The organism is Bacillus sp. A01H, from assembly GCF_045277205.1.
GTDB classification, from domain to species: Bacteria; Bacillota; Bacilli; order Bacillales; family Bacillaceae_G; genus Bacillus_A; species Bacillus_A paranthracis.
The window spans coordinates 2,290,601-2,302,994 of record NZ_CP117702.1 but is presented as its reverse complement, the minus strand read 5'-3'; the positions used below and the strand labels follow the sequence as shown (position 1 = coordinate 2,302,994).

At 35.2% G+C, this 12,394-nt stretch carries 12 protein-coding genes; 1 reads left to right on the top strand and 11 read right to left on the bottom strand.

Annotated elements, in window-relative coordinates:
* Positions 1 to 2 precede the first annotated feature (2 nt).
* From PSR14_RS12100 to PSR14_RS12055, 10 genes are all read right to left on the bottom strand, one after another.
* The gene (locus PSR14_RS12100; protein ID WP_000101501.1) at positions 3 to 665 is read right to left on the bottom strand and encodes a hypothetical protein; all 663 of its coding nucleotides are present in this window, start codon (positions 663 to 665) and stop codon (positions 3 to 5) included.
* 190 nt (positions 666 to 855) lie between these two features.
* Positions 856 to 1,071 (bottom strand): YozE family protein, encoded by a 216-nt coding sequence (locus tag PSR14_RS12095; protein WP_000750724.1) that lies wholly within the window; start codon positions 1,069 to 1,071, stop codon positions 856 to 858.
* 72 nt (positions 1,072 to 1,143) lie between these two features.
* The gene (locus PSR14_RS12090) at positions 1,144 to 1,416 is read right to left on the bottom strand and encodes a YokU family protein (protein ID WP_000995764.1); all 273 of its coding nucleotides are present in this window, start codon (positions 1,414 to 1,416) and stop codon (positions 1,144 to 1,146) included.
* Positions 1,413 to 2,834, bottom strand: a complete 1,422-nt coding sequence (gene ablA, locus PSR14_RS12085) for a lysine 2,3-aminomutase (protein WP_000902136.1) — start codon at positions 2,832 to 2,834, stop codon at positions 1,413 to 1,415. The genes PSR14_RS12090 and ablA overlap by 4 nt, the downstream gene beginning before the upstream one ends.
* 211 nt (positions 2,835 to 3,045) lie before the next feature.
* A complete protein-coding gene (gene rocR, locus PSR14_RS12080; RefSeq protein WP_001997445.1) occupies positions 3,046 to 4,431 on the bottom strand; it encodes an arginine utilization transcriptional regulator RocR in 1,386 nt (461 codons plus the stop codon).
* 99 nt (positions 4,432 to 4,530) lie between these two features.
* On the bottom strand, positions 4,531 to 5,376 hold the full coding sequence (ablB, locus tag PSR14_RS12075; protein WP_048556978.1) for a putative beta-lysine N-acetyltransferase: 846 nt from the start codon (positions 5,374 to 5,376) through the stop codon (positions 4,531 to 4,533).
* The gene (locus tag PSR14_RS12070) at positions 5,373 to 6,641 is read right to left on the bottom strand and encodes a peptidase (RefSeq protein WP_048556977.1); all 1,269 of its coding nucleotides are present in this window, start codon (positions 6,639 to 6,641) and stop codon (positions 5,373 to 5,375) included. Before PSR14_RS12070 ends, ablB begins: the two co-directional genes overlap by 4 nt.
* A 15-nt stretch (positions 6,642 to 6,656) precedes the next feature.
* Complete coding sequence (locus PSR14_RS12065; protein ID WP_000525280.1) at positions 6,657 to 7,319, bottom strand: CoA transferase subunit B; 663 nt, start codon at positions 7,317 to 7,319, stop codon at positions 6,657 to 6,659.
* Positions 7,304 to 8,002 (bottom strand): acetate CoA-transferase subunit alpha, encoded by a 699-nt coding sequence (gene atoD, locus PSR14_RS12060; RefSeq protein WP_000208119.1) that lies wholly within the window; start codon positions 8,000 to 8,002, stop codon positions 7,304 to 7,306. Before atoD ends, PSR14_RS12065 begins: the two co-directional genes overlap by 16 nt.
* On the bottom strand, positions 7,999 to 9,309 hold the full coding sequence (locus PSR14_RS12055) for an aspartate aminotransferase family protein (RefSeq protein WP_001205894.1): 1,311 nt from the start codon (positions 9,307 to 9,309) through the stop codon (positions 7,999 to 8,001). The genes atoD and PSR14_RS12055 overlap by 4 nt, the downstream gene beginning before the upstream one ends.
* A 988-nt stretch (positions 9,310 to 10,297) precedes the next feature.
* On the opposite strand from PSR14_RS12055, the gene PSR14_RS12050 reads away from it, so the two are divergent.
* On the top strand, positions 10,298 to 11,047 hold the full coding sequence (locus PSR14_RS12050) for a DUF4397 domain-containing protein (RefSeq protein WP_098487099.1): 750 nt from the start codon (positions 10,298 to 10,300) through the stop codon (positions 11,045 to 11,047).
* Between the two features lie 33 nt (positions 11,048 to 11,080).
* Here PSR14_RS12050 and PSR14_RS12045 read toward each other — a convergent pair whose 3' ends face one another.
* Positions 11,081 to 12,199, bottom strand: coding sequence for a BA2291 family sporulation histidine kinase (locus tag PSR14_RS12045; protein ID WP_000451748.1), 1,119 nt, complete (start codon positions 12,197 to 12,199; stop codon positions 11,081 to 11,083).
* Positions 12,200 to 12,394 lie beyond the last annotated feature (195 nt).

The following is a 12,394-nucleotide window of genomic DNA, read 5'->3' as shown; positions in this document are numbered from 1 at the left end:
AACTATTTTTTCTCTGTCAATTTAACTAAATAATTATGAACAACATCCATAACAATTTTGTATTCTTCATCTTTAAATGTATCAAATAACAATTGATAATCGTTATAAATATCAAGTAATCCATCAATGATTTCTTGACGATTTGTCTTAACACTCACTTTTTTCGAGTTGTTAATTGACTTTAATTTTCCTAAATCTAATTTATTCATACCTGCTTTATCTTGTTTCATTTTCTTCAAAATTGCATTTGCCGTTTGAGCATTGGCAAGTAACGTTAAATCTGACTCATCCGCTTCTAACCATTCACCATCCGTAATTCGTGACAGTTCATATATTGTATCTTCCCATGCGTCATTTTTATATCTCCATACTTCTGTACGAAAACCAACAATTCGAAACACATCTTTATCGTATCCTGTTACTTGCACGAGATCACCAAATGTGAAATTATAGTTTAATTCAATCCACTCAGTTTCACCTTTTTTCATATCTTGCTCTGTAACGTGCTGCAATGTTTGCTCTACGTAAAATCCATCGTGATTATTGACTTCGTATACGTAAACTCCATCTAAAACCTTCATATTTGTGATTTTACCAACGGTTCCATATAGCGTAATCACGACTATGTCCCCTACGTTATATTTAGGTTGCTTTTTCCTTGCCATCTATATCTCTCCTTTTTTTGACGTCGTGATTTTGATAACAGTATATGCAACCTACATAAAAACGCTTATCACAGAAGCGTATATTCATAAATTTTTTCAATAAAAAATATCACCATATGAAAATTTATTTACAACGTAAAAAAAGCTAGCAAATAGACTAGCTTCATGTCGAAAAAAGTTCATATAGTTTTTATCTATCTTGTATGTATAAATCCCACGCTTCATCAAATATAGACATACTTTCTAGCATTCCACTTAGCTCTAAGTATGAACTAATTTCATCGTAATCTTCAGATTGCTTCGGAAAACTTAAATCATCATACATTGCTTCTGCTAAATTCGATATTTCATTACTAAATAAAGCTGCACGATGCTTCATCATATAGTGGTAAAATGTCTTTTTCAAAAATATTCCCTACCTTTCTAGCTTGGGTACATTATACAAGGCAAAAAAGAAAAAAACCAGCATAAAAGCTGGTTAAAAGTCGAAATAATTTCTTTTTAATAGACGTGGTCTTCCCATTAATTCTTCATATGTTAGTTGTTTTGGTAAGTCTTTCGTATAAATTAGAAACAATTGATCTTCTATTTCTTTCACTGTTTGATCTGATTGATAGTCCATACCACATGAGGAACAAGAAATGCATGGTGTCTCTTGGATTTCAATGGCTTTCGTACCATCTGGTAATTCCCAATATACAGTATTTAAGCTTTCTTTTGCTTCTGTACTGTCACACCACATACAATTCATACTGCATCACCCTCAGTTTTTTTGTCGTTTTCTTCTAATTTAGCCATTTGTGCTTGATATTTTTTATCTTTCAATTGGTCGCGCTTATCACGTTTATCTTTTAATGTTGCATGCGTTTCATTATCCTCATAGTCTTTACGACGGTTCATACGCTGTAAATCGTCTGGAACAAGATTAAATTTCTTATCACTCATAAGGCCTGCGATACCAACATCTGAACGTTTTTCTTCGTAGTTTGGATAAATTTCTTTAAAGTACCCTTCTGCTCTTCCTGGAATGTAGCTTTCTGGCTCTGGATACGTTGTAATAACACCTTCAAAGTTACGAAGTACAACTTTATCTGCACTTTGCGAAATTAAATAGTTTGGTTGAAGCGCAATTTTACCGCCTCCTCCTGGTGCATCAACAACGAATGTTGGTACTGCATAACCAGACGTATGTCCGCGTAAACCTTCAATAATTTCAAGACCTTTAGAAACTGGTGCACGGAAATGACCAATACCTTCAGATAAGTCACATTGATAAATATAATATGGACGTACACGGATTTTTACTAAGTCATGCATTAGTTTTTTCATAATTGGAACACTGTCATTAATACCAGCTAAAATTACTGCTTGGTTTCCGACTGGAACACCAGCATTCGCTAACATTTCACATGCTTTTTTCGATTCTTCAGTAATTTCAATAGATGTATTGAAATGTGTATTTAACCATACTGGATGATATTTTTTAATAATGTTACATAAGTTTTCTGTAATACGCTGCGGGAATACTACCGGCGCTCTCGTTCCGATACGAATAATCTCAACATGCGGAATCTCTCGTAAATTTTTTAATACATATTCTAAAATTTTATCGTTAATAAGAAGACCATCACCACCAGAGATTAATACATCTCGTACTTGTGGTGTTTCACGAATGTAAGCAATTGCATCATCTAATTGTTTCTTCGGCACACCCATTCCAATTTGTCCACTAAAACGACGGCGTGTACAGTAACGACAATACATAGAACATTGATTCGTTACTAAGAATAGTACGCGGTCAGGATAACGATGTGTTAACCCTGGAACTGGTGAATCTTCATCTTCATGAAGCGGATCTTCTAAATCATATTTTGTTTTATATAACTCTTCCGAGATCGGTACAGATTGCATCCGAATCGGACAGCGTGGGTCATCAGGATTCATTAACCAAGCATAGTACGGTGTAATATTTAACGGGATCGTTTTCGTTGAAATTTTAACGCCCTCTTCTTCATCAGGTGTTAAGTTAATCACTTTCTTTAAGTCATCTAACGTTTTGATCGTATTCGTTAATTGCCAAACCCAATCATTCCATTGCTCTTCAGTAACATCTTTCCATAATTCGATATCCTTCCAGTGACGATTTGGTTTGTATACATCATGTAACATTGCTATTCCCCCTTTTTATACGCTCATCCTTTATATAAGCAATAGTTATGCCAACTTTACTTTATTGATAAGTAAACGTACGGATAACCCTATTATATAAGCGAAAAAAATATTTTTAAGCACTGTATGAAATCCATACATACTATCATATTCATTACTTTTTATATATGTAAACGCTCTTTTATTGGTGCAAACACACAAAAACCGCCAATTATTCGGCGGTTTTGTCGTACTTACTCAGTTTATATTGAAGCGTCTGACGAGGGATACCTAACATTTTTGCAGCCTGTAATATATTCCCTTCTGTTTCAATTAACGCTTGATCTATTAATTTTTTTTCCGTTTGATGAAGTGCTTCTCTAAGAGGCAATATGCCCTTCTTCTTTGGAAAACTCTCTTTCCGAAATGTACGCGGTAAACAATTGGCTGTTAATGTATTCCCTTCTGCAATAATGACAGCATGTTCAATCGTATGTTTTAACTCTCGAACATTTCCAGGCCATTGGTAAGCTTGTAGTCTTTCTTTCGCTTCCTTATCCATTTGAAGTACACCTTTTTTATAACTTTTATTATATTCTTTCAAAAAATAAGACGCTAACAATAATACATCCTCCGTTCTTTCACGGAGCGGCGGAATATATAATGAAAAGACATTTAATCGATAGTATAAATCAGTGCGAATTTTATTCTCTTTTAAACATATTTCTGGTGGCTGATTCATTGCGGTAATAACGCGAACATCTACTTTTCTCGTCTTATTATCACCAATACGACGAATAACACCATCTTCTAATACACGTAGCATTTTCGCTTGTAAATCGAGTGGCATTGAATTCAGTTCATCTAAAAACAATGTCCCTCCATCTACAAGTTCAAATAATCCCGCTCGTTCAATTGCCCCCGTATAACTACCTTTCGTCGTTCCAAACAATAAACTTTCTAATAGAGACTCTGGCAAAGCTGCACAGTTTTGTGCAATAAACGGCTTGTTCTTCCGCTTAGAGGCTTCATGAATCGCTTGTACAAATAATTCTTTCCCTGTTCCTGTTTCCCCATATATTAAAACATTCGCATCAGTTGGGGCTACTTTTTGTGCTAATTCTTTCGTCTGTTTAAACCGAGCATCATTCGTCACGATCGTCTCAAATGCAACATCCTTTTTGACCGCTTTTTTTCTAGATGACCGCTTTATTTTCGACTGCAAATCGACTATTGTATCGGTAAGTTTTTGTACTGTGGAATAATCTTTTGCAATTTCAACAGCTCCAGCAATATTTCCATCTATGAAAATAGGTAACGTCGTATTTACTGTACAAATGTCTTCCCCATTTAAGTTTTGATAATGCTGCACTTGATGAACGATTGGCTTTTTTGTATCTAATACTTTCATCAACGTACTTGTTTCCCTAGATAAAGAAGGAAACGCTTCTAACAAATGTTTACCTAACACTTTTTCAATTTTTGATCCATCGTGTTTTGCAGCTACAGTATTATAGAAAATTGTAATACCATTTTCATCTACTGCGTGTATAGCCTCATCAATACTGCCCAAAATCGCCTCAATGACTTCTTGTGTCGAAACTGCTAGCAATGTCATCCCCCCTCTTGCCGAAAATCCAGCAAATACTATGCCGAATTTCCGGCATACCTATGTGCGATTATAAGCATGACGATTCCGTTCTATTTTTATAACGTACTATTTAGACAAATCTTTTACCCATATATTCATATCTTCTAGCTTATCAAAAATGTAGCAATTGTTCGCCAATCTTCCTGTATACGTATAGCCTAACTGATGAAAGGCTGCATTCATTCCGAAAGAAAGCGATCGAGCAATTGTATAAGAACAGAAAATCGATTTTTCTTGAAGTTCTTCTTCTAACTTAATTAATAAACTTTTCATAAACCCATGTTTACGATATTCGGGTAAGGTCGCACAATTCGTTAATTCTGCATTTCCTTCTTTTATATTCATTTCTGCAGACGCTGTACTAATTATTTTCCCCTCGAATTCATACACATAGTAAATTGTATCGTCTTCTTTCATCGTTTGTTTTACATAACTCGCTTCGTTTAAAGGAGTTGGATACACTTCAAATACTTCTCCAAAGACAGCTGCTAATTCTTCTGCGTCCTCTTCTGTCGCTTTTCTTAATAGGAATTTTTCCGGAACTATTTTTTCCTTTACTTCTTTTGCTTTTACTCCGCTTAAAATGGTATCTTCCTCAGCCCAATGAATACTATTTCGTCTTTCATCATTATTAAATTTCACGAAGAAGTATGCATCGTGACCTTGAAAATAATGTGGTATTGTTGCTTCTAATAAAAAACCGAAAGAGAGCCATGTTGAAACATGCTCTCCCTTTCCTTTAACAATACATTTAGTGAAAGAATGTTTCTCTGCTAATTCGTCAATTGTTTGGATGATTCTCTCAACATTTCCTGTGTAGTGGTCTACTCGAATACGTTTATTAAAATAGTCCAAAACGCCTTCTACTGTATAGCCATTCGTCTGTTCTCTAAAAGATTCATAGTATTTCATTTTTTCACCTCACACCAATCTAGTAATGTACATGCAATAATTTTTGCGGCAGCTATCATTTTATCAACTTCTATATATTCGTTTGGATAATGCGCTACTTTCGTCTCTCCTGGGCCAAATACTATCGTTGGTACACCTGCGATTTGTGTAAATAAACCTCCATCAGTCCCCCACGGTGATGCTTCAATAATCGGTTTGTTCCCTTCGATTTCAACAAAGTTATGTTCAAGCGTTGTAATTAACTCATGATTTTCTTCTAGTTCACCTGGAACCCATCTTGCTCCAAACCATTCCACTTCTACAGGATTTTCAACAAACCAATTGTCCACATCATTTAATTCAGCGATCCAATTCTCGAACTCTTCTTTTGCTGCCTCTATAGTCTCATTCGGCGCAATACCGCATCTTCCTTCTAAAATTAACGAATCAGGAACAGAACTTGGCCAGCTACCGCCTTCAATTTTCCCAATATTAATTGGAATTGGGATCGGGATTCCTTTAAATAATGGATCTGTAATTCGGTCATTTCTCTTCTCTTCCAACTTTCTCAAATGATCTATAACAAACATACTTTTTTCAATTGCACTTACTCCTTCATAACGCGTCCCACCGTGTGCTGCTTTCCCTTTCACATGTAGACGAAACCACATGGATCCTTGTTGTTTCGGGAAAAACTTCATATTTGTTGGCTCCGGAATAATAACACCATCTGCTTTATATCCTCGTAATATAGTTGCTAATGTTCCTGCTCCGCCGCTTTCTTCTTCTATTACACTTTGAAAATAAATATCTCCTTTTAATTCAATACGAGATTCAATAATTGCTTCCATCGCAAGCATTAATGCGACATTGCCGCCCTTCATATCTGTCGTTCCACGACCATATATACGATTTCCTATTTTCTCACCACTATAAGGATGATAGTCCCACTGATTCACATCTCCTTCTGGTACGACATCAATATGCCCATTTAATATCATAGATTTCCCGTCGCCGCTTCCTTTAAGGGTTGCCACAATGTTCGGGCTATCTGAAAAACTTGTACGCGGTGATACAAAATAAGGATGATCTTTCATTTTAGAAAATGATGGCTCCCATATATCAAGATCTAAACCTAGCTCACGTAATTTTTCAATCACAATTGCCTGCGCACCACTTTCATCACCAGATACGCTCTTTTCTTGAATTAATCGTTTTAAAAATTTTACGCTTTCTTCTTCATGACTCTCAATATAATCACAAACTTGTTTTTTTAATTGCTCCATATATTATATCTCCCCTCATTCAATTACTAGTAAGTTAGAGCCAATTTTAAAATCCGCTTCTGTATGTTGTTTTATATCTTCCACTGTGTATGGGCTCATCAATTCTTGTAAAATAAGTCCATCCTGCGTTACTTCCATTACTGCCATATCCGTAATAATTAAATCTACGCATTTTTTTGAAGTTAATGGTAATGTACACTCCGAAACAATTTTTGCATTTCCGTATTTATCGACATGATTCATCACAACAACGACCCGCTTCGCTTTTTGAGCTAAATCCATTGCTCCTCCAATACCTGGAACACGTTTTCCTGGAACAATCCAGTTTGCTAAATCACCATTCTCGCTTACTTGTAATGAACCAAGAATCGTTATATCTAGTAAACCTTTTCGAATCATCCCAAACGCTGTGCAACTATCAAAATAACTTGCTCCTGTAATAAGAGAAGTTGGCAAACCTGCTGCGTTACATAAATTTTCGTCTTCATTTCCTTTGCTTGGCGTAGGTCCCATACCTACAATTCCATTTTCCGCATGAAACATAACGTTTATATCGTCAGGCAAATGATTCGGTACAAGCGATGGTATACCAATACCTAAATTTACAATCATGCCATTTTGTATTTCTTTCGCCGCACGTCTAGCAATCTTATCTCTCACTTCTACGCCCATACCCATTTCCAATTCACTCCTTCCGACGGTACGATATAATTTACAAATACTCCTGGGACAACAATTTCTTCTGGATCTAAACTTCCAAGTGGAACAATTTCTTCTGCTTCTACAATCGTTATATCCCCGGCCATAGCAACGTGAGGATTCATGTTACGAGCGCTCTTATCAAACACAAGGTTGCCGAACGGATCCGCCTTTTTCGCATATACAATCGCAACCTCAGCAGTTAATGCTGTTTCAACTAAATATGTTTTACCATTCATTTCAACAGTACGTTTTCCCTCTTCTACAATCGTATCAACACCTACATCAACTAATACGCCACCAAGTCCTACACCACCAGCACGAATACGCTCTGCTAATGTTCCTTGAGGAGAAAACTCAATTTGTAACCTTCCTTCGTTTAGCTGTCTTCCTGCATTTGGATTTGATCCAATATGAGAAGTAATTAATGATTTTACTCTTTCATTCGTAACGAGACGACCGATTCCTACATCAGGAAATCCTGTATCATTTCCAATTAAATTTAAATTTGTAACTCCTTTTTCTAAAATGGCCTGTATTAAAGATGGAGGGGAGCCAATCCCCCCAAATCCCCCAAACATTAATGTCATATCATCGTGGAATAAAGAAATTACCTCCTCTATCTCTTTTAATTTACTGAATGTATTCGTAATAGTTGTCATGCGATACTATGCCCTCCTTTTTGCATCATTTCTTCAACACTTTTTGCAAAAATTGAAAGTAATTCATCTAACTCGGAATATGTAGTTGTCATTGGCGGTGCTACAAGCAGTGCGCTATCTTCTTTTCCTGCTTGCCCTGAAACAGCTTGGTATAAAAGAAGACCATTTTTAGCTGCAACCGAAATAAGTTCCGACGCTTTTGTAAACGGTTGCAATTCTACTCCAATCAGCAATCCTTTTCCACGCACATCAGCAATGATTGTCGATTGTTGCTGAACTTTCTGTAATCCTTTTATTAAATACTCTCCCTTTTCCGCTGTTTTTTCAGGTAGATTATGTTTCTCCATATATTCAATAACAGCTAGAGCTGTTGCTGCAGATAATGGATTTGCACTTAACGTATGTCCACTCATAACAGAACGCGATCCTCGTAAAATTGGCTCCATAACACGGTCACTTACAACCGTCGCTGCCATCGGTGTGTATCCAGCTCCTAAACCTTTACCAAGGGTCATAATATCCGGTTCTACACCCCAATGCTCCATCGCAAACCATGCACCAGTACGCCCAAGCCCAGTCATTACTTCATCAGCAATAAATAAAATATCGTAATGACTACAAATGTCTTTAATAACTTTATAATATTCTTTCGGCGGAACGACTGCACCTCCAGCTGCTCCAATAATCGGTTCAGCAATAAAAGCCGCAATATGTTCTGCCCCAATCCTTTCAATTGATCTTTCTAGTTCAGTCGCACAAGCAAGCTGACAAGTTGGATATACCTTTTGTACCGGACATCTAAAACAATATGGAGCTGGAATAGTTGGATAATCTTCTAAAATTGACACGAAACGTTGTCTACGCAGTGGATGCCCAGACATTGATAAGGCTCCCATCGTAATACCGTGATAACTCATCCATCGTGACAAAATTTTATGTTTCCCTTGAATACCTCGCTCTTGAAAATGTTGAATTGCAATTTTCATAGCTGTTTCATTTGCTTCCGTACCACTATTCACAAAAAAGCTCCAGTTCAAATCTCCTACACTTAAATCGCTTAATTTCTTCGCTAATTTTTCAGCTGGTTCACTCGTAAACTGTGATCTATAAACGAAAGCAATCTCCTCTGCTTGCTTTTTGATAACGTCCGCAATCTCCTTTACGCCATGCCCAATACCTGCCGTAATTGCCCCTGACGAGCCATCAAAATATTTATTTCCGTTTTGATCATACAAATACACACCTTTTCCATGTGAAATCATTGGATACGGCTGACCAACAAGTGGTTTAATTAAGTAATCGCGCATAGCGCTCCCCCATTTCTCCAATTTGTATATATATATGAAGAAAATTGACGTTTCTTTCATAAAAAAGAACCCTCTGCGAAAGCAGTGAATTTATCAAAAAACTATTATAAAATATACAAATGAGTGCTAAATATCATTTTAAAAACAGAAAATTCAGAACTTAAATTAAAGACCAACCCTTATCTATACGCTCAAATAACCCTCCCTTATATAAAATTAACGCTTCACTAAATGTTTTTCTAACATAATGTCAGCTTCCCTCAAATGCCGACATTGTGTAAACTTCGACGAAACTCCCTTTAAACTCCTTCCTGTTCTCCTACTTTATATTGCATATTTTTAAACAAATCTCGACAATTAATCCTACTAAATGCATAGCAATTATTTTAAAGAAATCAATATTTCACATACAACTCCATCCGTTTTATACAATAAAAAAAGAACCGATTAACCACATTAATCAGTTCGGCACGACGCTCTTTTATCAGTTAATACCGTCACTTGCTAACATAAATAGAAACAATAGTATTACAAAATCACAATTCATCCTACAGTATAAAGCACAAAACCGTCCATAACTCCATTTACAATTCCTTGCGGGATATCCCCATCCCAAGGTTTCATTCCTTTCCTTAATTTCAAACTACCTTTCCTTTATAATTTATGTAGGACAATTATTACTTTGTATGTGTATTTGCCCATAATTAAAAAAATCCCTAGTTTCCTAAGGGTTTCAGTACATGGTTTCGACATGTCACGTGTTATGCTCTCAAATTTTTCATTTCGAAATACACACTTCCTCTGCCAATATAGATAATATATTTTTGTATCCTCTAGAAAATTATAACTCTCGTTCACCTAAACTTATCTTATCCTTAAAAAATACTTATTATTAATTTTCAACCTTTCTCCTTTAAAAAACAATTTTTTCGCATAACCTCATTCTTGCTAAGCATATAGTTTTAATGATGACAAAGGAGGAATGTTTATGTCTCAACCTGAAATCGAAAAATATGGACAAGAAGCTGCACGTTACGAACAGCTCGCTCGTTACTATCAATTTCATAATCCAAAAAAATATGTAGAACTATATATGAAATATTATGATGCGCTTACGAATCTTGTACAGGCATACGAAAAAAGAAATTCACAAGAAGCTGCTTTACCATCGCACATAAGATTTTTTCACTCTGCTTCAAATACACCTGCCGTTGACATTTTAGTAAACGGGCAAAAGGTAATTAAAAATATTTCATTTAAACAATTTAGTCCTTATTTAACATTAGTACAAGGTAAGTACCGAATAGATATCGTTCCTGTTGGAAATGAAACGCCCATCTTTTCAGCTTTAGTACCAATAATGGGAAATCACACTTATACTCTTGCCGCAATAAATAGTGATAATCATCTACAATTACAACCTATGCTTGATAATACTCATTTACCAGCAGGCCAGGCAAAAATACGCTTTGCACACTTTTCTCCTGATACCCCTGTTGTAAATGTAAGTTTAAAAGCTGGCGATCATTTATTTGAAAATGTACTCTTTAAACAAATAACAGATTTTTTAGAAGTTAGCCCTGGTACAGCGGATATAGAAGTTTCACTCGCAGATCATCAAAGTGTCTTACTAACTATACCGGATTTCAAAGTCGAACCGAACATTATTTATACAATTTCAATTTTAGGTTATTCAACGAAAGATCCTAAATTAGAAGCCGTTATACTTACGAATTAAAACAGTCTACACCATTCATTTGGTGTAGACTGTTTATTTTTGAAATGCAATTTGAAATTCTGTCCAATCATTATCTGAACGACACATGATGGACCCATTATGCTTTTCTACAATTTGTTTACATACAAATAACCCAATACCAGTTCCTAACTTTTTAGTAGTTACAAATGGTTCAAAAATCGTTTCTACATTTTCAGCTGGAATCATTGGCCCGTTATTTTTTATTACAATCCGAATCGATTGATCTTCTTCAAATACATCAATGATAATTTTTCGTTCTTCTTTCATTGATTCAAGAGCGTCAATTGAGTTCATTAATATATTTAAAAATACTTGTCTCACTTCACTCCGATAACCAGTAAGCGGAATTGGGTATGGCAAATTCTTTTCAATAGAAACATTTGCATTGACCAAACTTGGATATAAGAACTGTATAATGTCTTGAAACAAATCATTTAGCCAAAACCGTTCAGATTCAGTCCACATTTCTTTTTTCGATACGAGTAAAAATTGCGAAATGCGAAAATTTAATTGGTCTAATTCATGAGAAATAATATCTAAATACGATAAACTAGGATGGTCTGCCTTTAATAATTTGACAAACCCCATAATGGAAGTAAGCGGATTACGAAATTCATGTACAAAACTAGCTGACATTTGCCCTAAAATTGTCAGCCTTTCTTTATGTGTTTCGTTAATATATTGCTGTTTTTCCTCTAAATTTCTTGATATAATTTCCGAGTATTTTAAAACAGTGTAATAAATTAATTTGTCAAAACAAGTATGTATTTGGGCCATAATTGGTTTCAATTCACGTGCACTAACATCTAATTCACACATCGCTTCGAAAAGCTCATTTCTTCCTACATTTGCATTATAAACAAAATCACCTATATTCGCATCTGCTCCTGCACGTTCAATAGCAATTTTCTCGCATAATGGCTGAAGATAATTTATATCTTTTTCTTCCATAGTAAGTTCAATAATAAACTCTAATAAATCCTCTCCATTTTGAACTGCTTCTAGTCTAAATGGATCTTTATCGGAAATTATCATTTTGTTTTTCCAGTTCTCAACGAATTGGTGCCTGTTGTTTTTCAAGTGCGAACAAAATACTTCTTTAATATCCTTATCGATTGGAAAAACCTCCATTCCTCCATTTCCATGCGACGAACACCCTTTATATTTTGAATATTAACACAAAAAACATGATTCGTTAATAGATTATTGTCACATTTTGTTAATATGTGTTGATAAAATTTTTATAACTTTATTAATTGTTTAGATTGTTACATTCCATTTTCCTTCCTTTCATTCAAATTTTTTATATTCGATGCGACTTTTTTT